This is a genomic window from Desulfoluna sp. HI9BLuna (assembly GCF_056829775.1).
Genome location: NZ_CP186555.1, coordinates 6,239,087 through 6,265,474 on the forward strand (window position 1 = coordinate 6,239,087; position 26,388 = coordinate 6,265,474).

Consider the following 26,388-nt stretch of genomic DNA (forward strand, 5'->3'; position numbering starts at 1 on the left):
CGCACATATGGGGCCGGGGTACCCGATGTTATTTAGGTATCCGGCCTCTTTTTTTGGGCCTTTTCGCCCGCAATGTAGATTTGGAGAATGCGAAGGTATGCAACAGAAAGGAAAGAGGGACCAGTTCGGAAGCCGACTGGGATTTATTCTGGCGTCCGCAGGGTCCGCCGTAGGGCTTGGAAACATCTGGCGATTCCCCTATGTCACGGGTGAAAACGGAGGGGCTGCCTTTGTTTTTATCTATCTTCTGATGGTTTTTTCCTTAGGATTTACCGTCATGCTGGCTGAGTTCACCCTGGGGCGCAACACCCAGCGCAACAACGTGGGCGCCCTCATGCGACTGGGGGGCAAGGCCTGGTCCATGGTGGGATGGCTGGGCATCATCGCCTCAATCATTATTCTTTCATTTTACGGCGTCATCGGCGGCTGGACCATCAAGTACGTTGTGTCGGTGTTCCAGGGACTGCCCACAGGAGCAGATGCAGCGGCCCAGGCAGGCCAGGCCTTTGAAGGGTTCATCACCAACTCTCCGTCTGTCATCTTCTATCAGGCCCTGTTCATGGGGGCCACCATCTGGGTGGTCTCAAAAGGGATCGGCCAGGGCATCGAGCGGTTCTGCAAGGTCCTCATGCCCGCCCTGTTTCTCATCATGGTGGTCCTTGTGGTGCGTTCCCTGACCCTGGACGGAGCCATGGCAGGCATTTCCTTTTATCTGAAACCCGATTTTTCCAAGGTAACCGGGGGCATGTGCCTGGCCGCCATGGGGCAGGCCTTCTTCTCCTTGAGCCTCGGCAACGGCGGCATGCTCACCTACGGAAGCTACCTGAAAAAAGAGGAGCCCCTCCCCTCCTCGGCCTTCCAGATCTGTATCCTGGACAGCCTGGTGGCCTTCCTCTCCGGCCTCATCATCTTTCCGGCGGTTTTTGCCTTCGGGTTTGAACCGGCCTCCGGGGCGGGCCTCTCCTTCGTGACCCTGCCCGCGGTCTTTTCCCAGATGTTCGGCGGTGTTTTCTGGGCGGGTCTCTTTTTCCTCCTGCTCGTCATCGCCTCCCTCACCTCGTCGGTGAACATGCTGGAAGTGGTCTGCGCCCATTTTATCGACGAAAAGGGATGGTCCAGAAACAAGGCGCCCTGGGCCATCGGCTTCGGCATTTTCCTGCTGGGCGTGCCGTCGGCCATCTCCCTTGCAGGCGGCCTCAACGTGTGCGGAAAAAGTTTTCTGGACACCATGGACTTCATCGCCTCCAACCTCATGATGCCCCTGGGCGGGTTGTTCATTGTCCTGTTTACCGGCTGGGTCATTGCGGATATCGCCAAAAACGAGGTCACCAACGGCGGCGACGTCTCCTTTTCCCTCCTGCCCGTATGGCAGGTGGCCTGCAAGGTGGTGGCCCCCCTTGCCGTGGGATACATTTTCTTTCAGGGACTCACCTGGTAACAGCGAACGCCGGATCCCCCGGCCAGTATGCCGGGGGATAAACCGCGCAACGCGCCGGACACTCAACGCGAGGGTATCATGAGCGACTACTCTATTTTCATCGGCCTTCTGGCCCTCTACATCGGCAGCCTCATCGGCATCGGCATTTATTACAACAAGAAACAGAAAACCAGCGTAGACTTTTTCCTGGCGGGCCGGGAACTCAACGCCCTGTCCATCGGTTTTTCCGCCGCGGCCTCCTGGCTCACCGCAGGGGCCCTGCTGGCCGTCACCGGCTTTTTCATGCTACTGGGCATGGGGTCTGTCTGGGGCTTTGTGGCCCCCAACATCATCGCCCTGGTGGTCATTGCCCTTTTTGTCAAAAAGCTGAAACGCCTTCCGGCCATTACCCAGCCGGAGCTCCTTGAGATGCGATACGGCGACTCCCTCAGGGGGCCGGTGGCCATCATCATCACCATCGTCATGATCCTTTTTGCCGTCTCGGACATCAAAGGATTCTCCATGGTGCTGGAGATTTTCTACGGCTTGGATTCCCTCTACTCCGTGCTTATCGTGGGGGCTGCCGTGGCTCTTTATGTCAACTTAGGGGGCTTTTCCGCGGTGGTTTTCACCGACCGCATCCAGTTTACCCTTCTCTTTCTCTTTGTCATGGCCATGGCCGTCATGACCACGGGAGCAGCCACCAACGCAGATACCACCTTGAGCTTTTCCAAGATGATGGGCGATGTCTCGGGGGCATGGTACAACCCCTTTTCCGTCGGGCTTCCCATGGTCCTGATCTTTACCCTCTCCATCGTTCCCGGCTGGATCACCGAGCAGGACCCCTGGCAGAAGGTGTGGGCGGCAAAGGACGACAAAGCCGCACAAACCGGGATGATCATCGGGGCAGTACTGGTCACTCTGGTGTTCGGCGGATGCGCCGTCATCGCCATCGCCCTCAACCGCCTCTACCCGGAGATCGCCGCGGCAGGCTTTCCCGCAGGCATGGCCAAGGCAGAGCCTGCTCTGCTCGTCTTCATCACGGAAAGCGGCTTCTCCAAGTTCGGCCTGGCCCTCTGCGCCATCGGCCTTGCCACCGCCGCCATGTCCTGTGCCGACACCTTTGCCACCTCCGGAGCCTCGTGCATCTCCCGGGACATTTACCAGAGGTACATCAACCCCGATGCGGATGAAAAGAGCATCATGCGCATCAACCGCCTCTCCGTCCTTTTCATCATCGGTGCGGCCACCCTCTGTTCTTACTTCATCCACAACATCATCGAGGCGATTCACATCGCCACGTTTATCGCCAGCGCCTCCTACTTTTTTCCCCTCATGGGTGGCCTCTTCTGGAAACGGGCCACCCGCAAGGGTGCTGTGGCGGGCCTTGTCTTCGGGGCCACAACACAGATCGCCCTTGTGGCCATCGACCTGGTAAAAACCCCGCCCATGGCACCCGGATACCTGGAGTCCCTCTCCCCGATGCTCTCCGGCCACGGCGTCATCGCCGGGATGCTCATCAGCGGCATCGCTTTTGTGGCAGGCTCTTATATGGATAAGCCCGTGGACCAGAAACGACTCGATCTCTTTTTTACCCCATAAGCTTTTGTATCCATCTAAAAAACAGGGACGCTCTTGCAAAAAGAGCGTCCCTTACCGGCCCAATACCAAACCCACATTCCTTCCCCAAAAGATCTTACTCTCCCTTTTTGCCTGCTTCGAAAATACCTCTCTCGCCAACACCACGGAACAGAATATCTCTTTTATTCCTGGACCATCTTTCCATGGTTTTAGGCTCACCGTTCGGTGACATGGAGCCCTTTCCATCTCCATTGACAAACCATTTGCAGTACATTAATATACTTGCCCATATTTCACGACAATCCATGATCCGCCTATTCTGATTTCCTGCGTGCCTTCCCTTTGCGTAAATCAACCGAACAGAGATCGTATCCCCAAACGTACATCGCAATACCGGATCATGCACCGCCCGTGGCGTCCCCTCACCCCCGGTTTTTCACCACCACGCAACGGGCAGACAACCCCACGTACCGTATCCACCCCAACAAAAAGGAAGGACACCATGACATCACGCAACGTGCAAACCACGTTTCGCTGCATCTGTTTTTCCCTGGGCATCGCCCTGCTCATCGCGGCCTACGCCCACGCATCCGCATCGGCTCCACCCATAACGGCATCACGGGGCACCCTGCCCGATGCCGTGGAGCTTCACTGGCAACCCGTCAGCTGGGCAACGGGGTACCACATCCTTCGCTCCGGCAACTTCAATGGGCCCTATTTTCCCGTGGGATGGGCGGACGACGGAAACGAGACATATCGAGACGAAAAAGCGGAAGGCGGGGTGTACTACTGGTATAAAGTCAAACCCCAGTTCGGCATCATTGCCGGACGGTCCACCCCGAGGGCACAAGGCTGGGTCACCCCCAGGGAGCCCGGTGGCATGGTGGATACCACCGAAAGAATCCCCGGGCTTCTCAAGCAGGTCCCCCATTTTCACAACGTCAGGAACCTGGCGAGAAAAAGGGAAAAATCACTGCCGGTACCGACGCTGACAGACGGATTCATCCCCTCCAACGAGGAGATATACGATTGGGTGGAGGGAATCTGCGCCACAGAACACCGCCGCATCGGCTCACCGGAGTCCCGGGTCGCCATTGCCACCCTGACCGGGTGGCTGGAAGAGCTCATCGGGCCCAAGGGTACCGTCCACGATGAGCCCTTTGCCCTGGAGGCCGTGTACACCGCAACGGACTGGGGCCTGGACATCGACAGGGGCAACGGCTTCAAGCCCTTTGACGCCTTTTACGCCGTGAACACGGGCATGACCCTGGACAACCCCAACGGCTCCATGGTCACAGGCCCCATGGTGTGGGCCGGGGACGGCAGCCCCGAGTCCTTTGACAAACTTGGCAATATCCAGGGCAAGGTGGTGGTGGCCGAATGCGAGTTCTCCAACCTGCCCCTGGGGTTCATCGACATGCTCTACAACGGAGGCTACGCCAAATCTGACCCGGAGAACTGGATCAACCTGTTCACCTCCCTTCCCATGACCTTTACCCGCTCCAATTTTCCGGCGGAGTACCTGGACGAGGATCATTACGATGAGGCGGTCTACTGGCAGGCCTTCGACAGGGGCGCAGCCGGGCTGGTCCTCATCATGAAAAACCACCCCGGTGACCTCAATACGCACTGGGGGCCCTACGACGGCCGCATGCGACCCATGCCCTGCATGTGGGTAAGCAGCCACAAGGGAGAGGAGATCAAAGAAATCGCCGAATCCGGCGCCACGGCCAGGGTCCATATCACAGGGGAGGTCAAACCCGGAGAGGGCCACAATATCTACGCGGTGCTCCCGGCCACCGAGCCCGTGGACGGAACGCTCTCCGATGAGATCATCCTCATCAGCACCCACCACGACTCCTGCTTCAAAGGGGCCACTGAAGACGGCACAGGCGTGGCCATGGTCCTTGCCCAGGCCGCCTACTGGAGCCGGGTGGAAAAGCGGGAGAAAAACATCGTCTTCATCTTCACGGACGGACACCACTACCGGGGCCTGGGCGCCGAACTCTTTGCCCATGACCACCTGCACGACATCATGGAACACACCATCATCAACATCAACCTGGAACACCTCGCGGCAAGCGGGGTAAAGGAAAACAAGGAAGGAAAACTCATTGTCCAGGGCCACGGGGCCCTGACCACCATCTTTATCAATGAAAACCCCACGGCCATTGCGGCCACAGCCCGCATGCTCGAAGCCGCACAGCCCGACCGCACCGTGGCCATCCACTCCACCCTTTTAGGCAACGTGCCGCCTGGGGAATCAGGCCACTTCCACGTGGTGGCGGGCATCGACTTCATCCACTGGATCGGCTACCCGGTCTACCTGCTCACCTCGGAAGACACCCTGGACAAGGTGGACCGAACCATCCTCAATCCCCTGGCCCGTGCCGCCACCGAGCTTACTGCCACCTTCATGATGCTCCCGGACGGGTACTCGGACTACGCTGAGTAATGTAAGGTATATCGTAACTATTCAGCTCCCAAAAAAGCCTCCGGCAACTCTGCCGGAGGTTTTTCGTTTTATTCAGATTGCCTCCGGCGGCGAGGTGAGCCACCTCGAAAGCTGATTGCCCTTGCGCTTTGCCCCTCGTTCCTCGGGCCAAAGCGCAAAGGCCTTCGACTCGGGCTTCGCCCGACACAAACGCTAATGGTATGTGCGTGCTGGATCACACGCTTCGACGTAACAGGATACGTTATCGCTACTTGCCCATTATGGCTTTAATCGCACTGCCTCCGGAGGCTTCTTTTTTCTGTCACCTGCAAGGCTCCGCCTTGCAGGTATGAACCATAGAGGGTGTAGCGACCTCAAACGTGAAGGCCGAGCCCTATCAGGCTGTCTGCTCGCGATGGTGAAACAGGAATTTTTTCTGCTTTCGGCACTCGCCCCAGAACATGTTGGAGCCCTGAAGCGCGGGCTCTTTGGGAATGGGCTGGGCGACTGCCGCGGCCATGGTCTCCTCGCTGATCTTGCCGTCCTTGACGAATTCCCTGCCGGCCTGCCTGATGGCCTCATGGATGGCGGGCACCTCTTTGGGAAGGAGTTCTTCCATGGCCAGCACATAGGAGTTGGGACGCAGGAGTTCCCCTGCGTACTCGGCCTGGAAGTTCTTGCAGATTCGCTTGACGTGATCCACCAGCCCGTCGAAGTTGTCCATCTCCCAGAACCCGCAGACGCTCATGAGAAAAAGGCTCGGAATGTTTGAAATGCGGGACTTGTGGCGATAATGACCGTCCACCATTTCAAACTCGGGCTCCACCAGGGGAATGATCCGGTCGGTGAAGGTCTTCATCTGGGCTGTCATCCCGTCCACATACAAAGGCGTTGCCAGAATAAGCACGTCCGCTGCCGCCACCTGATCCAGAATGGCCGGCATGTCGTCTTTATGGATGCACTCCCCGGGGGTGCGGACCCAGCAGTTGAAGCATCCGTCGCAATACCTGATCTTCTTGTCCACCACATTGAACCGTTCCACCTCTGCCCCCGCCTCGGCAGCCCCTTCCAGAAACAGGTTCAACATCAGGTGGGTCATCCCTTTTTTCGTTGTCGGGCTTCCGTTTACAGCCAGAATCTTCATGCTCGCTCTCTCCTTATCAAAGCAATGGGATTGAAAATCCTGTCATCCGCAAACATCACCAGCAAAGGCACAATCAACGGAAAAGACAGGGTTTATGCCTGTCAGGCTGCCACAAACCCTGCCAAATAGCAAAGAGATGTCCCTTAAAAAACAGCAATACGTAAAGAGACATTCAGCTCTTTCGCCTGCACACCATGCGGGTTTCAGCCCAGCCCATGCGCGAGTAAAAGCCCAAGGCGTTTCGGTTGGTCTTGTCCGCAAGGAGCTGGAGCCTAGATGCGCCGAGTCCACGGGCCCAGGATTCCACCCCAGCAAGGAGCATGGCCCCTAGACCATGCCCCCTGTGGACCTCTTCCACCACCAGGTCCTCCACCAGGGCGGAGAGCCCGCCTTCGGCCGTGGAAACCAGGCACTGGGCGCTGCACATGGCCACAACGCGGCCCCCGGCTTCCACGCACAGAACCACCGAGTCGTCCCGGGACAAAAGCATGCGCAGCCCCCGTGCCTGTTTCTCCGGATCAATGGCAAAATCCGCTTCCAGGGCGAACAGCACCGCAAGAAGTGACACCAGTCCCTGGATATCCTCCTGCCCTGCCCGCCGGAGGACGTAGGCGCCATCAGTCATCACCTCAGGCCTCCACGGCCGTCAGGAGATACGCTTCGGCTGCGGTGCCGTCTTCGATGGCGTCGAGGACCGCGTCCACAGCCTCTTCGGAGTCGATGCCCCCGTACCAGTGATTTTCCGGGTACACCACCACCACGGGCCCCCGCTCGCACTGCTTGAGGCACCCGGTGCTGGAGAGCAGGACATCGCTCATGCCCCGATCCAGGATCTCCTCTTCAAAGTACTGGAGAAGGGAGGCCGACCCTTTTTTATGACAGATCCCCTGGGGTTCCCCGGAGACACGGTAACTTGCGCATACAAAAATATGATGTTTCGGACATTCCATGATCTGCTCCTTATTCTCTTAAGATCGCTTTAGATTCAGTCCAATCTGCATCGGAATGCCAGAATGGCTTTTACAGCTTGTCATGTGACATCCCGTAGGGTGTGCTTGCGCCCCATTGGTTCTTTCTGAAATAATAATCTATTGCTTTGGGTTGGTCGTTTTCTCATAAATTTTCAAGGCCATGCTGCGTGAACGTCACCCGACCATGGGGTTTCATAACCGCTACGGGTCTCCGATGGTGCGCACGCACACCCCAAAGCCACGCGTCAGGCTTCGCTATTTAGCCGCACCCCATGCCCATGCCGGAGCACATTTCGCCCCGCCGCCTGGCCGGCCTTTTTGCCATGGCGTCCAGGCTTCGGCCCTCGAACACCGCCCCCAGGGCTTCGTCGATGAGCCCTTCGATGACGTGCACATCCACCCCGCTCTCTGCCATGGCTTTGAGGGGCGCGTCCCCAATGCCGCTCACAAGCAGGGTCGAGCAATCGGCCAAGCGCTCTGCGAGCTCCCGCCACCTCTCGGCCCCGGTACCCGCTGCCGGTGTGGGCCGGGTCTCCAGGTGCAGGAATTGGCCCTTTTTCTTGCCGAAAATCTTCAACTCCATGGCCTCGCCAAGGTGCTGGTTCACCAGCAGGCCTTCCATGGAGGCCACGGCCACAAAGGGCCGCTCACTGTGGGTGGTCCGGCAGCTCTCTTCGGGAGACTCCCAGACGGAATCGGGCACTTCGGGCATGAGCTCGCACGCCTTGAGCTTGGCCATGAGGCCCTTATCCTGGGCATCGCCCAGGCACCCCACGGCATCGGCACGGCACCGGGCACAATGGGTCATCTGCCGGATATACACCCCGGCCTCTTTCCTGACGGCGTTGACGTCAGCCGCCGACGGCTCCGGGATATGGGCAAAGGCAGAGCCCTTGTTTTCATGGAAGGGCAGGCAGTTGAAGATATCCACCCCCAGGCCTGCCACGGTCTTTGCGATCTCCACGATGTGGTGATCGTTGATCCCCGGGATCATGATGGCGTTGACCTTCACCATGATCCCCGCCTGCTTCAGGGCCCTGATGGCGGCAAGCTGGCGCTCCATAAGAAGGGCGGCCCCTGCCTGGGAGCCGATGACCCGCTTGCCGTCCCGAACCCAGGCATACACCTCCGCGCCAACAGCCGGATCCACGGCGGTGACCGTAACGGTCACATGGCCTGTGTCCAGTGCGGCCAGATCATCGATGAAGGGGGCAATGCCCAATCCGTTGGTGGCCAGGCAGAGGATCACATCGGGATAGGCCTGCCGGACCAGGCGCAGGGTCTCCATGGTCTGGGACGGGTTGGCAAAGGGGTCTCCGGGTCCGGCAATGCCCACCACCGAAATATTCTTCTTGGCCTCGAACACATGCTCCAGGTACACCAGGGCCTGATAGGGCGAGAGCACACCGCTGGTAACCCCCGGGCGGCTCTCGTTTACGCAGTCGAATTTCCGGTCACAGAATCGGCACTGGATGTTGCAGCGGGGGGCCACGGGCAGATGGACCCGCCCGAAGCGCTTGCGGGCATTGACGTTAAAACAGGGATGATTGACGCTGTTGATATCCTTATCTGGTTTCATTGGCTCTCTCCTGAAAATAGCTGTAAACATCCCGCCTGGAGCAAGATGATCCGCCGTGGGCACATGTGCGAATGACGAGCCGTTCACACATCGTTTAATGTCACTATTCAGCTTATATCTCCGGTTGCCGAACGTTTTCCCGATGTCATGAAAGCAGACCTAACAAACAGACACTCTTCGTTTTTCTTAAATAATGCCTGGACCTTGGTGATCGTTTGGTCACGACCTTCGAAAAAAACGGGAAACATGGACCGAAACGGAGCGCCGCACTGTTACCGAGCCGCACCGGAGTGCGGCGCTCCGGGGACTTGAAAGGCGGATGTGGTTTGCCCCGAGGAACGAGGGGCAAAACACATTCGCAATCTGCTTTCAAGGTGGCACACCCTGCCGCCGGAGGCAGCGTTTTAAGAGCTGAATAGTTGGCTTTTTTTACATGACCAGCTCGAAGCTCTCCTCTGAGGAGTCGCGATCCTTTCGGTCGAGGAGGGCGCTGAGTATCTGCTCCAAAAGCCTCAAGCCGCCCCGGTAACCCACTGTGGGAAAATAGGAGTGCCCCACCCTGTCCAGGATGGGAAACCCGTGCCGCACAAAGGGAATGTCCTCGTCCCGTGCGATGTATTTGCCGTAGGTGTTGCCCATCAGAAGGTCCACGGGCTCGTTTTTGATCCACTGGTGCAGTTGAAACATGTCCCCGTGGGACTTGATGTTGACGGGCACGGGGGAGTCTTTGGTGAGTTCGGCGATGGTGGCCTCGAACTCCTTGCCCGGGGTGCCGGTGACGATGTGCACGGGCACCATGTCCAGGGTCACCAGAAACTCGGTGAGGGCGATGAGCTGATCCGGGTCTCCGAACAGGGCCACCTTTTTCCCGTAGAGGTACTGCTGCATGTCCGTCATGACGTCCACGAGCTGGCCGCGCTCAAAGGTCAGGGAGTCCGGCACGGTCACCCCGGCGAATTTCCGCAGGGTGTCGATGTAACGGTCCGTGGCCACAAGCCCGATGGGCAGGGGCAGCACCCGGCACGGCACCTTGAACTTGGTATCCAGGAACTTGGCGGCAAGGGAGGATGCAAAGGAGCCCAGGGCCAGGGTTCCCATGCTGTCCCCCGTGGACGTGAGCTCCTCCACGGTGGTGCCCCCTTTGGGGAACATATGGTACCTGCCGGTCTGGGGGCCGTTGAGCACCCCGGAGGTATCGGGAAACAGCACGGTTTTAACCCCCATCTCCTCTGCCAGGCGCTTGACCTCGGCCATGTCCGACGGCTCCACAAAGCCCGGGATGATGTTCATCTGGTTTTTCTGCTCACCGGTCTTTTCGGCAAAGCCGCTGACGATGCCCTTGCACATGTTGGAAAAGCCCGTCACATGGGAGCCCACGTAGCTGGGGGTCGGGGCGTAGATCACGTGCTTTCCCTCGGGTACCTTGCCGTCGTCGTAGGCTTTCTTCACGATCTGGGTCAAATCGTCCCCTATGGTTTCCGACAGGCATGTGGTATGAACGGAGATAATGTCAGGCTCGTACACGGTAAAGATATTATCGATAGCCTGAAGCATGTTGGACTGACCGCCGAACACCGACGACCCTTCGGTAAAGGAACTGGTGGCCGCCACCACCGGCTCCTTGTAATGCCGGGTCAGGGTGCTTCGATGGTAAGCGCAACACCCCTGGGATCCGTGGCTGTGGGGCATACAGCCATGGATCCCCAGGGACGCGTACATGGCCCCGATGGGCTGACAGGTTTTGGCCGGGTTGATCATCAGGGCCTTTCTGTCCGTAATCTCTGTGGGTGTGTGTCTCAGTAGCATGATGTGTCCTTTTTTGTCTGGTTGATTCCGTCACCGCGCCTCACGCCGCTGCATAGGTCGCCGTCAGCTCCGGCTCTTTCTCCCAGGGCGCCTTCACATACGACCACACCTTGCTGTTGGTCATCCGCGCGATCTCCCGGTAAAAGTTGATGGCTCCCTTGAACCCCGCGTAGGGACCGCCGTAGTCATAGGAATGGAGCTGCTTCATGGGCACCCCGCTCTTCTGGATGATGTACTTCTCCTTGATTCCCGCGCAGAAAACGTCGGGCTTGATGGCCTCGATGAGCTTTTCCGTCTCGTACTGGCTGATGTCGTCGATGACAAAGGTGTTGGGCTTCATGTCCGCGATGAGGCCGTCGTACTCGCGGTAGATCTGGCCCGTGGACGAGAGCTCCTCCTCGGTCTTTCGCAGCCGGTATTTGTCCGGGTCCTGCTCCACGGAGAGTTCCTCGATGTTCCTCGAATCCGCGTCCACCTTGATGGAGGAGAGGACTTGTCTTCCCTCGTAGTCGTCCCGGTGGGCAAACTCATAGCCGGCGGCCATGGTCTTCATGCCGAGCTCGCTGAAGAGTTCCTGGTAGTGGTGGGCCCTGGACCCGCCCACAAAGAGCATGGCCAGCTTGCCTTCGCACAAGGGGCGGTTCGCCTCCATGGCCTCGTTCACAGCAGGCATCTCCCGGGCGATGACCTCTTCCACCCGGGCGGTAAGTGAATCATCTTCAAAGTACTGAGCAATTTTCCTCAACGATTGGGCGGTGGCCCGGGCCCCGATAAAGTTGATCTTGATCCAGGGCATCCCGTACTTCTTCTCCATCATCTCCGCCATGTAGGTAATGGAACGGTGACACATCACCACGTTCAAGTCCGCTGTGTGGGAATTGGCAAACTGCTCCATGGTGGAGTTGCCGCTGAAGGTGGAGATAAGGGAGATCCCGCACTCATCCAGGATCCGTTCGATTTCAAAGGCGTCCCCGCCGATATTGTATTCGCCCAGAAGGTTGATCCTGAACTCCCCGCCCCGGATGGTGTCGTCCAGACCCACTACATGTTGGAAAATGCCGTTGTTGGCGATGTGGTGCCCCGCGGACTGGCTCACCCCTTTGTACCCCTCGCAACTGAAGCCGAAGATATTGATGCCCAGGGTCTCCTTCATCTCCCGGCACACCGAATGGATGTCGTCCCCGATGAGCCCCACCGGGCAGGTGGAAAAGACGCTGATGGTCTGGGGATGAAAGATGTCGTACGCCTCCTGGATGGCCTGCTTGAGTTTCTTTTCTCCGCCGAAGACGATGTTTTCGTCCTGCATGTCCGTGGAAAAGCAATAGGGCATGTAATTCGGGGAGTCATCGGAGGCGGGCCGGGTCTGGTTTCGCCGGGTCAGCCAGGCGTAAAAGCCGCACCCGATGGGGCCGTGGACAATGTTGATCACGTCCCGGGTGGGCCCCAGGATCACCCCTTTACAGCCTGCGTAGCAGCATCCCCTCTGGGTGAGGATACCGGGCACGGTTCGCACGTTGGCCCCGATCTCGGGAATGTCGGTGCCCGCGCCGCCAGGCTTAACAAGGATCTGCTTGGCCCGTTTCCGGGCGACCTTGGTGGGATACTTGGAGAGAATCTCGGACCTGACCTTGTCAAGGTCCACATCGTGGGTGCTCTCGGTTCGGTTGGTATCTGTGACTGGTGCTTCCATGGTTTTCCTCTCTTGATGTTCGTGTGGGTCTTGCAATCACCCTGTGCCGGTTGCCCGGGTTCACAGCTCGTCGAGCACCGCATCGCCATGCTCTCCCGTGCGGATACGGATGGCGTCTTTGGAGGGCAGGACAAAGATCTTGCCGTCCCCGGACTTTCCCGTCTGGTTCACCCGGATCAGGGTCTGCACGGCCGTCTCCACGAGGTTGTCGGGAAGGGAGATGAGAATCAGGCGCTTAGGGATAAGCCGGTCGGTCTGTCCCAGCCGGGACACCGCCTCTTCGTAGCCGTGTTCGGCCCCTTCCAGAAGGTCCAGGTCCACGATGCCCTTTCCCCTGCCCAGCACCTCCCGGGCGGTCATGGAGGAGATCCCGGCGTCCGACAGCGCCCGCTTGGTCTGGTTCATCATGTTCATCCTGATGATGGCGATGACCTCCTTCATACCGGCACCTCCTCAAGCTCCCCGTCAGCGTTCTGGCGAATCCCAGAGCTGATGGTGTAGCTCTCCTCTACAGGGGTGATGAAAATCTTCCCGTCCCCGAAGGCCCCTTTTTCACCGGAGCGGGCCGCCTTGATGATGGTCTTGACCACGTACTCCCGGTCGGACTCCTTCACCACGGTGAAGAGCAGCTCCTTGATGATTTCGTCGTAGGTCACTTCACCGATCTTGATGCCCCGCTGCTTGCCGCGGCCCACCACGGAAAACCGGGTGATGGCGGGAAACCCCGCGGCCATGAGGGACTCCAGGACATGGTTGACTCTTTCAGGACGGACGATGGCGCGTATCATGATCATGGTAACGGTCTCCTTTGCGTACGTTTTCTGTCACTATTCAGTTAATCTGCGTTGAAAATACGTTTACCCACCCAAGCCGTAATCCATCAAAAGGCTTTCGAGTTCTTCAATTTCTATGGGGGTCGGAATCACGTGAAGGGTGTTTTCCGAAATCTTCTTGGCCAGGGTCCGGTATTCATCGGCCTGGGGGTCTTCGGGTTCGTACTCGATGACTGTTTTTTTGTTGATTTCCGCCCGCTGAACCACATTGTCCCTGGGGATAAAGTGGATCATCTGGGTCCCGAGCTTTTTGGCCAGCTCTTCGATCATCTCTTTTTCAAAATCCACGTTTCGCGAGTTGCAGATGAGCCCGCCGAGGCGCACCCCGCCTGACTCCGCAAACTTGACGATGCCCTTGCAGATGTTGTTGGCCGCGTACATGGCCATCATCTCACCGGAGACCACGATGTAGACCTCCTGGGCCTTGCCCTCCCGGATGGGCATGGCAAACCCGCCGCACACCACGTCGCCCAGGACGTCGTAAAACACGTAGTCAAGTTCCTTGGAGTCCGAATAGGCCCCCAGCTGCTCCAGCAGGTTGATGGAGGTGATGATGCCCCGGCCCGCGCACCCCACGCCTGGTTCGGGGCCCCCGGATTCGGTGCAGACAGCGTTCCTGAAGCCTTCCTTCAGCACATCGCTCAGTTCCACGTCTTCGCCCTCTTCACGCAGGGTATCCAGCACCGTCTTCTGGGCCAGCCCTCCCAAGAGGAGCCGCGTGGAGTCGGCCTTGGGGTCGCACCCCACCACCATCACCTTTTCACCGCTCTCCGCCAGGCCAGCCACTGTGTTCTGGGTTGTCGTGGATTTTCCGATGCCGCCTTTCCCATAGATCGCAATTTTTCTCATGGTGTGTCTCCTTAGGTATTGAGTCGTTGGCTTGTTGCGGGGGACCGCTCGTGAACTATCCGGGACAGGCCCCCGATACATGAATGTTGTCACCCGACGATATCCGTGACGAACATGTGACGATATCATGTAGCAACAGGTATGCCATGTTGAGCAATCCACAGCAGAGCCAAAAGACAAACCATTGATAATTAGGCACATAACAACACAACATCAGCGATATCCCACACGAAATCCAGGCCAATCCCCTGCACTATTGCCCCACAAAAACGTAATAACAGGTACACCGGGTTACAATTTTGAAATAACACTGTTCAGCACTTTCATTTTCACCACACCTCAGCCTCCTCTTGAGCCTGGATTTCAGGAACCGCTCCGCCCTCCCCGGCAAGAACGCTCCACACACCCATTTGATTTTCCACACAAATCCTCCTAACATCCATTTTCAAATCCCGCAGCCCATCCCAGTATGTCATCAGATTATCTCAAAAGGTCGGCATCGCGATAACCGCCCCCCGAGCCAGGAAGCCAACCACGTCATGTTTCAACAGCAAGCCGACAAAAATGTTATTCCCAAGGACACCCCGAAACCGGCCCATCGTCTCCGAGGACCCCAAAAAGACCAACATAAGCTGCCATTACAAAGAGTTACCCCAACACCACCCAAAAACCCCGGCCGCTGGCACAGTCATTGCGATGTTATCGCGATGTTGTTCGTCAACCCACCCATCAAAGGAGCCACACCATGACGGAATTGAATATCCTTAAAGAAAGAAAGAACCAAGTCCACAGGAACGATCTAAGCGCCTTTGAAATGGCTTGCGAGACAAAGAGCGCCGCAGGTTCTGTCAGCCAGAGAGCCTGCGTCTTCTGCGGCTCGCGGGTGGTGCTCTACCCCGTGGCCGACGCCCTTCACCTGGTCCACGGCCCCATCGGGTGCGCGGCCTACACCTGGGACATCCGAGGAGCCCTCTCCTCGGGGCCCCAGCTCCATCGCCTAAGTTTTTCCACGGATTTGCGGGAGGAGCAGGTGGTGTTCGGCGGAGAAAAGAAGCTCCACCAGTGCCTGACGGACCTCATCGATCGCCACGCACCGGCCGCGGCCTTTGTCTACGCCACGTGCATCGTGGGCATCATCGGAGACGACGTGGAGGCCGTGTGCAAGGCCGTGGCCAAAGAAAAAGGGATCCCCGTGATTCCCGTTCACTCCGAAGGGTTCAAGGGAACCAAAAAAGACGGGTACAGGGCGGCCTGCAAGGCCCTCTTCCGCCTGCTGGGCACGGGAGACACCACGGGCATCCCGCCCGTGAGCATCAACATCCTGGGGGAATTCAACATCGGCGGGGAAGCGTGGATGATCGAGGAGTACTACCGGAAGATGGGAGTGGAGGTGGTCTCGGTCCTCACCGGGGACAGCCGGGTGGAGAAGATCAAACGAAGCCACGGCGCGGCCCTCAACGTGGTGCAATGCTCGGGCGCCATGCTCCAGCTAGCGGAAATGATGGAAGAGACCTACGGCATCCCCTACATCCGCGTCTCCTACTTCGGCCTGGAGGACACGGCCCAGGCCCTCTACGACGTGGCCGCCCACTTCAGCGACCACCCGGAGGTGATGGAAGCCACCCGGGCCCTGGTAAAAACGGAAATCGAGGCTGTCCACCCGGACCTGTTGGAGTTCAAAAAGGTGCTCCACGGCAAAAAGGCCGCCATCTACGTGGGCGGCGCTTTCAAGGCCTTTTCCCTCATCAAGGCCCTCCGGTACCTGGGCATGACAACGGTCCTGGTCGGGTCCCAGACCGGCAACACCCAGGACTACGATCTGCTCAAAAAAATGTGCGACACGGACACCATCATCGTGGACGACTCCAACCCCCTGGAGCTCTCCACCTACATCACGGAAAAGGAGGCCGACATCTTCATCGGCGGAGTCAAGGAGAGACCCATCGCCTACAAGATGGGCATCGGGTTCTGCGACCACAACCACGAGCGAAAAACGCCCCTGGCGGGATTCAAAGGAATGCACAATTTCGCCAAGGAGGTATACACCACGGTCCGAAGCCCGGTGTGGCAGTTTGCACCAGCACGAAACCGTGTGTATTGAAGGCATTTTTTTAAGACATCCCCCTCCAGCACCGGAGGGACCATTTCCCATTTATCCACCCAAGGAGAGAGACATGGACGTCACCTACAACGACTCGGCCACAACCAACGCCTGCAAACTCTGCACGCCCCTGGGGGCGTCCCTGGTATTCAAAGGAATCCGAGGTTCCGTGCCCCTGATGCACGGGTCCCAGGGATGCGCCACCTATATAAGGAGATACCTCATCAGCCACTTCAGGGAGCCAGTGGACATTGCCTCCTCGAACTTCTCCGAAGACACGGCCATTTTCGGAGGGGGGGACAACCTGAAACAGGCCATCACAAACGTCACCCGCCAGTACAAACCGGAGCTGGTGGGCATCTCCACCACCTGCCTGAGCGAGACCATCGGCGATGACGTGGGCATGATCTTAAAGGAGTTCAAGGCTGAGCAGTCCGGCGGTCGCCTGCCGGAAATCGTCCACGTCTCCACCCCGAGCTACCGGGGCACCCATGTGGACGGCTTCCACGACGCCGTGGCCGCCCTGCTCCACGCCCTTGCGGACAGCCTGGGCGGAAACAACGGGTGCATCAACATCCTGCCCGGCATGGTCTCTCCGGCGGACATGCGGCATATCCGGGAAATTTTGGATGACTTCGACACCGGCTGCTTCATGCTCCCGGATTACTCAGAGACCCTGGACGGCGAGCTGTGGGACAGCTATCAAAAAATCCCCACAGGGGGCATCGGCATCGACGAGATCCGGGAGATGGGCGGGGCCCGCGCCACCATCGACTTGAGCCGCGTCTGCAGCGAAAAACGAAGCGGTGCACAGGTTCTCAAGGCCCGATGCAATATCCCGGTCCATCGCACGGGCCTGCCTCTTGGCATCAAGGCCTGCGATCACTTTTTCGCCACCCTGTCGGCCCTCACGCGTCGTGACGTGCCTGAAAAATACACCCGGCAGAGGGGGCGCCTTCTGGACGCCTTTGTGGACGGCCACAAATACATCTCAGGCAAACGGGCCGTGGTCTACGCAGAAGAGGATCTGGTGGTGGGGCTGGCGGGTTTTCTCTGCGAAATCGGCATCGTCCCCGTGGTCTGCGCCTCAGGGGGCACCAGCGGGCACATGCGGGATATTCTGGAAAAGACCCTGCCGGACAACATGAAAGAAGACGTGACAATCATCGAAGAGGCAGACTTTCAGGACATCGAAGAGGCGGCCCTGAAGGCGTCTCCGGACCTTTTCATCGGCAACAGCAAGGGCTACTCCATCACCCGGAAACTGGGGATTCCCCTGATCCGAGTGGGCTTTCCCATCCACGACCGTTTCGGCGGTCAGCGGACCCTCCACGTCGGCTACCGGGGAACCCAGCGGCTCTACGACAACATCGTCAACGCCGTTCTTGAGGCTAGGCAGACCACCTCGGATGTGGGGTACAGCTACATGTAAGGCTGCAAGAAAGCAGCCTCCGGCGGCAAGGTGTGCCACCTTGAAAGCAAGTTACCGCCGGGCTTTGCCCCTCGTTCCTCGGGTCAAATCCCAGCGGTGTTCCGGCGAACTACTGTGTGATTATTTGTTTCCGACAGCCTAACCCGGATATGTCATGAGTCGCGTGCACCCAAAAGCCGCACAGGAGTACGGCGCTCCTCCTGACACATTGGAAAACTCTTCATATACATATTAAGTGGGATATCAACCATGGACACAAAATATAAGACATCGGGACGCGTCATCCTCTCCGATACCACCTTGCGGGACGGGGAGCAGGCACCGGGCGTGGCGTTCACCAGAAAAGAGAAGATAACCCTTGCTGCGGCCCTTTCGGACGCCGGGGTCGATGAGCTGGAGGTGGGGACCCCGGCCATGGGAGCCGAGGAGAGACACACCATCCGGGAAATGGCGAGATTAAAGCTCAAATCTCCCCTCACCTGCTGGTGCCGGGGAACGGCCGAGGATCTTGAGCTGGCCATGGGCTGTGGAACCCAGGGCGTTCACCTGAGTTTTCCCGTCTCAGACAGGCTCCTTGCGGCAACGGGCAAAGAGTCGGAACAGGTGCTGGAGGCGCTCTGCGCCCTCGTTGCCCGGGTAAAAACAGCCTTTGACACCTGCACCGTGGGCGCCATGGACGCGTCCCGGGCTGAAAAGAAAACCCTCGATGCCTTTGTCCGCTGTACACGGGAGGCAGGGGCAAGCCGGGTGCGCCTGGCAGACACCGTGGGCATCTTCACGCCCCACGCGGTGAGCCGCCTCGTCACCGACCTCAAGGCCTCGGGCATGCCACTGGAATTCCACGGACACAACGACCTGGGAATGGCAACGGCCAACAGCGTGGCCGCCGCCGAATCCGGCATCGATGCCCTCAGTGTCACCGTGGGCGGCCTGGGCGAACGGGCAGGAAACGCAGCCCTGGAAGAGGTTGCAGCAGCCCTTGCCTGGGGCACCCCCCTGTCCACGGGCATGGACCTGACCGCCCTGCCCCGGCTCTGCGCCCTTGCCGAGCAGATCACCGGCATATCCCCCGCCCCCACCAAACCCATCACCGGGTCTGCGGTCTTCACCCATGAGTCGGGCATCCACGCCCACGCCATGCTCAAAGACCCAACAGCCTTCCAGCCCTTTGCCCCAGACGCCGTGGGCCGGGAAGCCCCAACCATCGTGGCGGGCAAGCACTCAGGGACATCCGCCCTGGCCCATATTCTGGCAACAGAAGGGATTCGTATGAGCCGGGAAACACTCGCCGCGTCCATCCCTGCCATCCGCAGGGAAGCCGAAGTAAAAAAGCGGGGGCTCACCCCACGGGAGGTCACAGCCATCTGCCTTGGATAAGGACAAAATAGGTCAAAAAAAAGGCCTCCGGCGGCGAGGTGTGCCACCTCGAAAGCAATTTGCGAATGCTTGCTCCCTGGCTCTGCCTTAGCTGCAAGGAAACCGCGCAGCAAAAAAGGCGACACAAACAGGCCCTTGCATGGGCATAACACGAAGTCGACGGTGTAGGAGTGTGAGGTAGGGTGCGCTTGCGCACCGCCGAAAAATCGTAACGGTCATAAAAATCCATGGTCGGGAAACCGTTTCACAGACAAATGGCAAAAGGTGTTAGTTTTCCAGACACATGGTGCGCAAGCACACCCTACAGGACGTCACATAACAAGCGGCTCAGATCATCCTGACAATCTGAGACATATAGGCATGAGTCACGAGTAGGCGACCTCTGAGAGTCATAAGACAGGCAGGGTCACACCCGCTGTCACGACCCTCTCATCGGCTGTGTTGGGAGGGATCCGTCCGTCTGCGTACCGGATGAAAAAAACCGGGTTCTTCAAAACCGATAGAGTCATGGTGCTGCTGTAGGTCAGGGCGGCGACCAGATAGGAGACCTCGTCCTGGTCTGCCGCCTTGAGTTTGTCGTCCATGTCCCAGGCCCTGTTGTACCGTCCGTCCAGACGAAGCCCAAAGGGCATCAGGGCCTTGTGATCAAACAGCAACTCACCGAAAGCACACTTGAGCGATGCCTCCGCACGGAACCGGCCGTAGGTGTCTTCCTCGATGTCCGATGCCACCCCGTTGACGTACTCCCCAGCAACGATCACTGAAGGGATAAAGGAAAAAAGCCCTTCGGTTCGTATGTTGATGTAACCGGTTTCAAAACCGGCTGCAAGGTTCTGCTCGTCAAAGGATTGGATGGTTTCGTGCCGGGCGTTGAAACCTCCGTAGATGTACCCCCAGTTGCGTTTGTCCTTGCTTGCCCCCACGCCCGCATTAGGGTCCATGCCCGGCGAAAAATCAGGGGAAACCGCCTGACCGCCGAGGAGGGAAAACCCTGCGATCACCTGAGACACAAGGGCCTCGTTATTCAGGTCCTTGTCTTCAAGGACCGTGCCCTTAAGCTGAAGCTGAACAAAGGACTCTGCTTCGCCCAATTGATGAGATTGCAAATCGGACCACGGGTAATTCACATCGTAGGAAAGGCCCAGGGTCCAGTCGCTGGAACTTTCATCGGTGGCTATTTTCGGTGAAATCTCCACAAAACGGTCCCTGGGTGAGGCATAAACAAAACCGGATACAGACATCACAAGCAAACAGGCAAGCACATATTTTTTCATCACAGATCAGCTCCTGTCGGTTATCGGGTTGTGCGCGGGCTTGAACATCAGGCCCCTTCGGTTGAAAAGTTGTAGAGTTCATCGCAAAGGGAGGCCAAATCAACAAAGACGTTCCCCTCATCGGCAAGGGCAGCAATCAGCTTCTGTACGGCCATGGCGCGGTTCGCCTTCTCTTCATACGTGGCCTTGCTCTCCCGAAAGTACCGATCCATGCCTTTTGCCAGCGCTTCACATTTTCGGTAGAAAATCGCCGATGATTCAAACCCCTTGTTCCAGTACTGCAATCGGGTAACGGAAAAATAGGCGTCGGTGTAAAAATCAGCGGACGACCTGTCTTTCTTACCCATCTGATTGTCCCTGAGATACCAGAAAAGCCGGACATGGGCCTCATTGTTGGCATTCCATCGGGCGTTGGGTGTTGTGGTCGTCCAGTTCACATCGGTACCTTGCGCCTGCAGTTCGTCTTTGATCCAGTTTGCTGCGGACACAGGATTCATGGTCCCACGGTGGTCCTTAATGAACTGGACGTAATGGCGCATGTTCTCCCCCCCTGTGCCGGGGGCATCGCCAAACCCGAGAAAACCACGTGGGTTGGTTGTTGTGAGCTGCCTGAACAAGCCCTCGTCATCCAGGACCTTCTCGAAGTACTCCCAGTGACTTGCCTCGGACAGTGCTGTACGGACCAGCCAGAAATCCGTGCCGAAGAGTATCCTGCTGCCGAGGACCGGATCATGGAGGAGCTCTTTGAGGTGACCGATGTAATGCGTCTGGCCGTTTCCCCCTTCCATGGGCTCGGTGTGAAAGGAGATGTCCGCATACACGCCCGTGTTGTCGGGATCGCGCATCAAAGACAAAATCTGGGAGGTCCAGGAGTCGGTTGGGATCTTGGCACCGCAGAGGTTTTCACCGCCGCCGAAGTGACCGAAACAGACCTTGAGCCCCTTATACTTCTTCAGGATAGGCTCCCACAATCGGGGCTCGCTGTTTCCCTGAAACGACTCCTTGGCGTAGAAGCCTCCGGGGGTACAGTGCATAAGGATCGGGATGCCGCGAGGATGACAAAAATCATACACCGCGTGCATCTCAGGAGAATCCACATCATAGCCCAATGATGGGTAGAGCTTAACCCCCACAAACCCTCGGGAGAGCAAAGCCCGCTCCATAATATGCCGATGGCCGTCCCGCAGGGGGTTCACGGCGATAAAGGGAAGGACCCGGCCCGGATACCTCAACACCTGGTCCGAGGTATCCTGTACCTGGCGCTCAAACAGCTCCACATCGTTGCTCCCTCCGCTGGTGATATCCATCATCAGAGCAACGATGAGGTCGTCTTCGTCTAATTGCTCCATGATGTGGGCCGTCACAGCGGAGATGCCGGGCTTCAGGCCGATAAGAACAAAATCAAGGAGATCCCCGATGGTATTGTGGCGCCCGGCATCATCCCTTGAGAGGGCTTTTTTCAGTTTTTCAACAACGGCCAGGGCCCCTGCCTTGGCTATCTCATCCGCACCGAGGAACTCAAGGGCCACGCTGTTCCCTGAATCCAGGGCCTTGAGTCGCTCTGCAAGGGCCGCCTTTTTCACAAAGGCATCCACCAGGGACTCCACCTCGGCATACTCTCCGGCCTTTGTCAGAGTTTCTTCCAGGAGGCTGCGCAGGTCGTTTTTAAACACCTCGGGAACATCCACCTCCGTTACCCGCCGCAAAAGGATCTCCAACGTCTCGCTTGAGAAAACCGATGCGAGATTGAAAATGTGGGTGTGTGAATTGATTCTCACGGTGTCTCCTTCGTTAAGTATTCACTTTGTACCCAGACAGATGGCATAGGGAAATGATTCACATTGGGAACGACAAGGCAGCCCACCTTCTCTTATAAAACAACAACGCTGCATTCATCTTGAATTTTGAGTATGCCATTCACCCAAACCATGAAGCTATCGCGCTTCATCATCAAGGAATGAAGATTTCAACAAGGCTTTACTCGTAGAAAACATTTTCTTACATCGTAAGCTTGTCGTCCGCAAGAAAACAAACAAAAAAACATCTGATTCAGCAACCATAAGAGCCACGGCCTGAATTCATAAACAAGCCATAATTGCAACTTCTTCATAATCTAAAGACGTCTCCGCTCCATAACCCCAAATCGTCCAATGCTACCCCCATAAAAAACAAGTTCAAAGTGCTATACAGAATCATCTGCAACAACAGATTGCTGAATGGTGTCTGAACGGCTCCCTTCACCGGCTCGTACGAAGAGTAAGAAAAGTGACCTGAAAACGATGAATGACATTTTGCATTTTTCGAATACCTACACCCTTTCCAAGTAACACATTATAATAATGAATCATTTACCAAAGCTCGCCGTTTCTTCATGAAATATCCGGGATCAATAGTTAAGGTAGAACCTGTACCTTGGTACATTTTTTTCTCCCGCAAAATGAAATACAACCGGTATACCTGCAAAAGGCTAAGTCCGGCGCAGGGCAGATGAGTAAAAAAAGCGCTACTGCGTATTCATATTTGTGTTTGGAGGACAACATGGCTCAAGTCGGTATCATCGCATCCCTTTCCGGAACCGCTACGGCAAAGACACCCCAGGGAGACACACGTATCCTGGCACCCGGGGACACCCTGCATGAAAATGAGGTCATTGAGACCTCCGAAGGCGCTGTGCTGTCCATTCGCCAGAACGACGGAACCCTTCTGGAGCTTTCTGAAAACTCAACCCTGGTTCTGGATGAGACCGTCACAGAGGCCGTTGACCCTCTGGATGCCGTCATCAGCGAAGCCGAGGCCATGCAACAGGCCCTTGAAAGCGGCGACGAGATCGATGACATCGAGCAGGACACCGCCGCGGGTGAAGAGATCCCCGACACCCATGATTTTGAACTGGCATCCCTGGATGGTGACCAGTCCAGTGGAGAGATCGGGAGTTATCTCATCGACTCCGCCACCGACACAAACGCTGCAGCAACCACCTACGACCCGTTCAATGTCGACGATGAGAACCTGCCGCCCCTCGTTGCCCCGACATTGAGCCTGTCCGCCGACATCACAGCCGACGACGTCATCAACGCCTCCGAGGCAGCCTCCACCCTGACCATCACAGGCACCGTGGTCGGTGATTTCCCCGCCGGAGCCACCGTGACCCTCACCGTCAACGGAACCGACTACCAGGGAACGGTCCATGCCGACGGCACCTTTGCCGTGGATGTGGCAGGCTCCGACCTCGTCCAGGACCCGGACCACACCATCGACGCAAAAATCACGGTAACGGATTCGGCGGGGAATACGGCGACTGCGACGGCGAGTGAGGGGTATGGGGTTGATATTGTAGCCGACGCTTCCTCGGTCACCATAGCCGACTCCGGGGCCGACGGCGTCATCAGCTCCACGGACGATCTGGGCCACACCCAGCTCTCAGGTTCCATCGAAGCCGGCGGCCGTATCACCGGGCTCACCATCTCCGACGGTGACACCACCATCACCCTGCACGAGGGCGACTACACCCTTCTGCCCGACGGCACCTGGACCGCCAACGTGGATGTCTCCTCGTTCAACGACGGCACCCTGACCGTGACCCTCGATGCCGAAGACGCAAACGGCAACACCGCCGCACAGGTCACCGACACCATTCTCAAAGACACCGCAGCTGAGCCCTCCGAGGTCCACATCGCCGACTCCGGCGCAGACGGCGTGATCAGCTCCACGGACGACGAGGCCCAGACCGAACTCTCCGGCACCATTGAAGCCGGGGGGACATCACCGGGCTCACCATCACCAGCGGCATCGAGACCATCACCGTCTCCAGAGACGACATCGCTCTCGACAACGACGGCAACTGGCACGTCACCGTGGACACCTCTTCTTTGCCCGATGGCGACCTCACCGTGACCCTTGATGCCGTGGACGCCCACGGCAACGTGGCTGACCAAGTCACCGACACCATTCTCAAAGACACCGCAGCTGAGCCCTCCGAGGTCCACATCGCCGACTCCGGTACTGACGGCGTGATCAGCTCCACGGACGACGAGGCCCAGACCGAGCTCTCCGGCACCATTGAAGCCGGGGGGGACATCACCGGGCTCACCATCACCAGCGGCACCGAGACCATCACCGTCTCCAGAGACGACATCGCTCTCGACAACGACGGCAACTGGCACGTCACCGTGGACACCTCTTCTTTGCCCGATGGCGACCTCACCGTGGCCCTTGATGCCGTGGACGCCCACGGCAACGTGGCTGACCAGGTCACCGACACCATTCTCAAAGACACCGCAGCCGACGCATCCGAGGTCCACATCGCCGACTCCGGTACTGACGGCGTGATCAGCTCCACGGACGACGAGGCCCAGACCGAACTCTCCGGCACCATTGAAGCCGGGGGGACATCACCGGGCTCACCATCACCAGCGGCACCGAGACCATCACCGTCTCCAGAGACGACATCGCTCTCGACAACGACGGCAACTGGCACGTCACCGTGGACACCTCTTCTTTGCCCGATGGCGAGCTTAGCGTGTCCCTTGATGCCGTGGACGCCCACGGCAACGTGGCTGACCAGGTCACCGACACCATTCTCAAAGACACCGCAGCCGACGCATCTGAGGTCCACATCGCCGACTCCGGTGCTGACGGCGTGATCAGCTCCACGGACGACGAGGCCCAGACCGAGCTCTCCGGCACCATTGAAGCCGGGGGCGACATCACCGGGCTCACCATCACCAGCGGCACCGAGACCATCACCGTCTCCAGAGACGACATCGCTCTCGACAACGACGGCAACTGGCACGTCACCGTGGACACCTCTTCTTTGCCCGATGGCGAGCTTAGCGTGTCCCTTGATGCCGTGGACGCCCACGGCAACGTGGCTGACCAGGTCACCGACACCATTCTCAAAGACACCGCAGCCGACGCATCCGAGGTCCACATCGCCGACTCCGGTGCTGACGGCGTGATCAGCTCCACGGACGACGAGGCCCAGACCGAGCTCTCCGGCACCATTGAAGCCGGGGGCGACATCACCGGGCTCACCATCACCAGCGGCACCGAGACCATCACCGTCTCCAGAGACGACATCGCTCTCGACAACGACGGCAACTGGCACGTCACCGTGGACACCTCTTCTTTGCCCGATGGCGACCTCACCGTGGCCCTTGATGCCGTGGACGCCCACGGCAACGTGGCTGACCAGGTCACCGACACCATTCTCAAAGACACCGCAGCCGACGCATCTGAGGTCCACATCGCCGACTCCGGCGCAGACGGCGTGATCAGCTCCACGGACGACGAGGCCCAGACCGAGCTCTCCGGCACCATTGAAGCCGGGGGCGACATCACCGGGCTCACCATCACCAGCGGCACCGAGACCATTACCATCAGTAGAGACGACATCGCTCTCGACAACGACGGCAACTGGCACGTCACCGTGGACACCTCTTCTTTGCCCGATGGCGACCTCACCGTGGCCCTTGATGCCGTGGACGCCCACGGCAACGTGGCTGACCAGGTCACCGACACCATTCTCAAAGACACCGCAGCTGAGCGCCTCCGAGGTCCACATCGCCGACTCCGGTGCTGACGGCGTGATCAGCTCCACGGACGACGAGGCCCAGACCGAGCTCTCCGGCACCATTGAAGCCGGGGGCGACATCACCGGGCTCACCATCACCAGCGGCACCGAGACCATCACCGTCTCCAGAGACGACATCGCTCTCGACAACGACGGCAACTGGCACGTCACCGTGGACACCTCTTCTTTGCCCGATGGCGACCTCACCGTGGCCCTTGATGCCGTGGACGCCCACGGCAACGTGGCTGACCAGGTCACCGACACCATTCTCAAAGACACCGCAGCCGACGCACTCCGAGGTCCACATCGCCGACTCCGGTGCTGACGG

Annotated in this window: 21 protein-coding genes; 10 read left to right on the plus strand and 11 right to left on the minus strand. The window is 58.3% G+C overall.

Annotated elements, in window-relative coordinates; translation table 11 throughout:
• The first annotated feature begins 97 nt into the window (after nucleotides 1–97).
• The 3 genes from ACOYW0_RS25395 to ACOYW0_RS25405 all read left to right on the plus strand — a co-directional run bounded on the left by ACOYW0_RS25395 (nucleotide 98) and on the right by ACOYW0_RS25405 (nucleotide 5,453).
• Nucleotides 98–1,438, plus strand: coding sequence for a sodium-dependent transporter (locus ACOYW0_RS25395; RefSeq protein WP_482416483.1), 1,341 nt, complete (start codon nucleotides 98–100; stop codon nucleotides 1,436–1,438).
• A gap of 78 nt (nucleotides 1,439–1,516) precedes the next feature.
• On the plus strand, nucleotides 1,517–3,019 hold the full coding sequence (locus ACOYW0_RS25400) for a sodium:solute symporter family protein (RefSeq protein WP_482416484.1): 1,503 nt from the start codon (nucleotides 1,517–1,519) through the stop codon (nucleotides 3,017–3,019).
• A gap of 481 nt (nucleotides 3,020–3,500) precedes the next feature.
• The gene (locus ACOYW0_RS25405; protein WP_482416485.1) at nucleotides 3,501–5,453 is read left to right on the plus strand and encodes a M28 family peptidase; all 1,953 of its coding nucleotides are present in this window, start codon (nucleotides 3,501–3,503) and stop codon (nucleotides 5,451–5,453) included.
• 376 nt (nucleotides 5,454–5,829) lie between these two features.
• Here the strand turns inward: ACOYW0_RS25405 and ACOYW0_RS25410 are convergent, their stop codons facing one another.
• The 9 genes from ACOYW0_RS25410 to nifH all read right to left on the minus strand — a co-directional run bounded on the left by ACOYW0_RS25410 (nucleotide 5,830) and on the right by nifH (nucleotide 14,304).
• A complete protein-coding gene (locus ACOYW0_RS25410; RefSeq protein ID WP_482416486.1) occupies nucleotides 5,830–6,576 on the minus strand; it encodes a flavodoxin family protein in 747 nt (248 codons plus the stop codon).
• 172 nt (nucleotides 6,577–6,748) lie between these two features.
• Entirely contained in the window at nucleotides 6,749–7,201 is a 453-nt protein-coding gene (locus tag ACOYW0_RS25415; RefSeq protein ID WP_482418864.1) for a GNAT family N-acetyltransferase, read from the minus strand.
• Between the two features lie 4 nt (nucleotides 7,202–7,205).
• The gene (locus ACOYW0_RS25420; protein WP_482416487.1) at nucleotides 7,206–7,526 is read right to left on the minus strand and encodes a (2Fe-2S) ferredoxin domain-containing protein; all 321 of its coding nucleotides are present in this window, start codon (nucleotides 7,524–7,526) and stop codon (nucleotides 7,206–7,208) included.
• 280 nt (nucleotides 7,527–7,806) lie between these two features.
• On the minus strand, nucleotides 7,807–9,126 hold the full coding sequence (gene nifB, locus ACOYW0_RS25425; RefSeq protein WP_482416488.1) for a nitrogenase cofactor biosynthesis protein NifB: 1,320 nt from the start codon (nucleotides 9,124–9,126) through the stop codon (nucleotides 7,807–7,809).
• A 429-nt stretch (nucleotides 9,127–9,555) separates the two neighbouring features.
• A complete protein-coding gene (gene nifK, locus ACOYW0_RS25430) occupies nucleotides 9,556–10,932 on the minus strand; it encodes a nitrogenase molybdenum-iron protein subunit beta (RefSeq protein ID WP_482416489.1) in 1,377 nt (458 codons plus the stop codon).
• Nucleotides 10,933–10,972: 40 nt separating this feature from the next.
• Nucleotides 10,973–12,622 (minus strand): nitrogenase molybdenum-iron protein alpha chain, encoded by a 1,650-nt coding sequence (gene nifD / locus ACOYW0_RS25435; protein WP_482416490.1) that lies wholly within the window; start codon nucleotides 12,620–12,622, stop codon nucleotides 10,973–10,975.
• A gap of 60 nt (nucleotides 12,623–12,682) precedes the next feature.
• Nucleotides 12,683–13,063: a P-II family nitrogen regulator gene (locus tag ACOYW0_RS25440; protein ID WP_180146375.1), complete on the minus strand. Its 381-nt coding sequence runs from the start codon at nucleotides 13,061–13,063 to the stop codon at nucleotides 12,683–12,685.
• Nucleotides 13,060–13,416, minus strand: a complete 357-nt coding sequence (locus ACOYW0_RS25445; RefSeq protein WP_482416491.1) for a P-II family nitrogen regulator — start codon at nucleotides 13,414–13,416, stop codon at nucleotides 13,060–13,062. Before ACOYW0_RS25445 ends, ACOYW0_RS25440 begins: the two co-directional genes overlap by 4 nt.
• Nucleotides 13,417–13,479: 63 nt before the next feature.
• A complete protein-coding gene (gene nifH / locus ACOYW0_RS25450; RefSeq protein WP_180146372.1) occupies nucleotides 13,480–14,304 on the minus strand; it encodes a nitrogenase iron protein in 825 nt (274 codons plus the stop codon).
• 745 nt (nucleotides 14,305–15,049) lie between these two features.
• Between nifH and nifE the strand changes: the two genes are divergently transcribed.
• The 3 genes from nifE to ACOYW0_RS25465 all read left to right on the plus strand — a co-directional run bounded on the left by nifE (nucleotide 15,050) and on the right by ACOYW0_RS25465 (nucleotide 19,214).
• Nucleotides 15,050–16,405: a nitrogenase iron-molybdenum cofactor biosynthesis protein NifE gene (nifE, locus tag ACOYW0_RS25455; protein ID WP_482416492.1), complete on the plus strand. Its 1,356-nt coding sequence runs from the start codon at nucleotides 15,050–15,052 to the stop codon at nucleotides 16,403–16,405.
• A gap of 73 nt (nucleotides 16,406–16,478) precedes the next feature.
• Entirely contained in the window at nucleotides 16,479–17,837 is a 1,359-nt protein-coding gene (locus tag ACOYW0_RS25460; RefSeq protein ID WP_482416493.1) for a nitrogenase component 1, read from the plus strand.
• A 249-nt stretch (nucleotides 17,838–18,086) separates the two neighbouring features.
• Complete coding sequence (locus ACOYW0_RS25465) at nucleotides 18,087–19,214, plus strand: homocitrate synthase/isopropylmalate synthase family protein (RefSeq protein ID WP_482416494.1); 1,128 nt, start codon at nucleotides 18,087–18,089, stop codon at nucleotides 19,212–19,214.
• 389 nt (nucleotides 19,215–19,603) lie between these two features.
• On the opposite strand, the gene ACOYW0_RS25470 is transcribed toward ACOYW0_RS25465, so the two are convergent.
• Both ACOYW0_RS25470 and ACOYW0_RS25475 read right to left on the minus strand, forming a co-directional pair.
• Nucleotides 19,604–20,488, minus strand: a complete 885-nt coding sequence (locus tag ACOYW0_RS25470) for a hypothetical protein (protein WP_482416495.1) — start codon at nucleotides 20,486–20,488, stop codon at nucleotides 19,604–19,606.
• 47 nt (nucleotides 20,489–20,535) lie between these two features.
• Nucleotides 20,536–22,266 (minus strand): amidohydrolase family protein, encoded by a 1,731-nt coding sequence (locus ACOYW0_RS25475; protein ID WP_482416496.1) that lies wholly within the window; start codon nucleotides 22,264–22,266, stop codon nucleotides 20,536–20,538.
• Between the two features lie 760 nt (nucleotides 22,267–23,026).
• On the opposite strand from ACOYW0_RS25475, the gene ACOYW0_RS25480 reads away from it, so the two are divergent.
• The 4 genes from ACOYW0_RS25480 to ACOYW0_RS25495 are packed head-to-tail and all read left to right on the plus strand — an operon-like array spanning nucleotide 23,027 to nucleotide 26,385.
• On the plus strand, nucleotides 23,027–24,382 hold the full coding sequence (locus ACOYW0_RS25480; RefSeq protein WP_482416497.1) for a retention module-containing protein: 1,356 nt from the start codon (nucleotides 23,027–23,029) through the stop codon (nucleotides 24,380–24,382).
• On the plus strand, nucleotides 24,358–25,131 hold the full coding sequence (locus tag ACOYW0_RS25485; RefSeq protein ID WP_482416498.1) for a hypothetical protein: 774 nt from the start codon (nucleotides 24,358–24,360) through the stop codon (nucleotides 25,129–25,131). Before ACOYW0_RS25480 ends, ACOYW0_RS25485 begins: the two co-directional genes overlap by 25 nt.
• Complete coding sequence (locus ACOYW0_RS25490; RefSeq protein ID WP_482418865.1) at nucleotides 25,128–26,069, plus strand: Ig-like domain-containing protein; 942 nt, start codon at nucleotides 25,128–25,130, stop codon at nucleotides 26,067–26,069. Before ACOYW0_RS25485 ends, ACOYW0_RS25490 begins: the two co-directional genes overlap by 4 nt.
• 4 nt (nucleotides 26,070–26,073) lie before the next feature.
• On the plus strand, nucleotides 26,074–26,385 hold the full coding sequence (locus ACOYW0_RS25495; protein WP_482416499.1) for a hypothetical protein: 312 nt from the start codon (nucleotides 26,074–26,076) through the stop codon (nucleotides 26,383–26,385).
• Nucleotides 26,386–26,388 lie beyond the last annotated feature (3 nt).

What these genes read in the sequence shown, in the direction of transcription:
- ACOYW0_RS25395 (WP_482416483.1), top strand. Translation starts at nt 98, where the DNA reads ATGCAACAGAAAGGAAAGAGGGACCAGTTCGGAAGCCGACTGGGATTT.
- ACOYW0_RS25400 (WP_482416484.1), top strand. Translation starts at nt 1,517, where the DNA reads ATGAGCGACTACTCTATTTTCATCGGCCTTCTGGCCCTCTACATCGGC.
- ACOYW0_RS25405 (WP_482416485.1), top strand. Translation starts at nt 3,501, where the DNA reads ATGACATCACGCAACGTGCAAACCACGTTTCGCTGCATCTGTTTTTCC.
- ACOYW0_RS25410 (WP_482416486.1), bottom strand. Translation starts at nt 6,576, where the DNA reads ATGAAGATTCTGGCTGTAAACGGAAGCCCGACAACGAAAAAAGGGATG.
- ACOYW0_RS25415 (WP_482418864.1), bottom strand. Translation starts at nt 7,201, where the DNA reads ATGACTGATGGCGCCTACGTCCTCCGGCGGGCAGGGCAGGAGGATATC.
- ACOYW0_RS25420 (WP_482416487.1), bottom strand. Translation starts at nt 7,526, where the DNA reads ATGGAATGTCCGAAACATCATATTTTTGTATGCGCAAGTTACCGTGTC.
- nifB (WP_482416488.1), bottom strand. Translation starts at nt 9,126, where the DNA reads ATGAAACCAGATAAGGATATCAACAGCGTCAATCATCCCTGTTTTAAC.
- nifK (WP_482416489.1), bottom strand. Translation starts at nt 10,932, where the DNA reads ATGCTACTGAGACACACACCCACAGAGATTACGGACAGAAAGGCCCTG.
- nifD (WP_482416490.1), bottom strand. Translation starts at nt 12,622, where the DNA reads ATGGAAGCACCAGTCACAGATACCAACCGAACCGAGAGCACCCACGAT.
- ACOYW0_RS25440 (WP_180146375.1), bottom strand. Translation starts at nt 13,063, where the DNA reads ATGAAGGAGGTCATCGCCATCATCAGGATGAACATGATGAACCAGACC.
- ACOYW0_RS25445 (WP_482416491.1), bottom strand. Translation starts at nt 13,416, where the DNA reads ATGATCATGATACGCGCCATCGTCCGTCCTGAAAGAGTCAACCATGTC.
- nifH (WP_180146372.1), bottom strand. Translation starts at nt 14,304, where the DNA reads ATGAGAAAAATTGCGATCTATGGGAAAGGCGGCATCGGAAAATCCACG.
- nifE (WP_482416492.1), top strand. Translation starts at nt 15,050, where the DNA reads ATGACGGAATTGAATATCCTTAAAGAAAGAAAGAACCAAGTCCACAGG.
- ACOYW0_RS25460 (WP_482416493.1), top strand. Translation starts at nt 16,479, where the DNA reads ATGGACGTCACCTACAACGACTCGGCCACAACCAACGCCTGCAAACTC.
- ACOYW0_RS25465 (WP_482416494.1), top strand. Translation starts at nt 18,087, where the DNA reads ATGGACACAAAATATAAGACATCGGGACGCGTCATCCTCTCCGATACC.
- ACOYW0_RS25470 (WP_482416495.1), bottom strand. Translation starts at nt 20,488, where the DNA reads ATGAAAAAATATGTGCTTGCCTGTTTGCTTGTGATGTCTGTATCCGGT.
- ACOYW0_RS25480 (WP_482416497.1), top strand. Translation starts at nt 23,027, where the DNA reads ATGGCTCAAGTCGGTATCATCGCATCCCTTTCCGGAACCGCTACGGCA.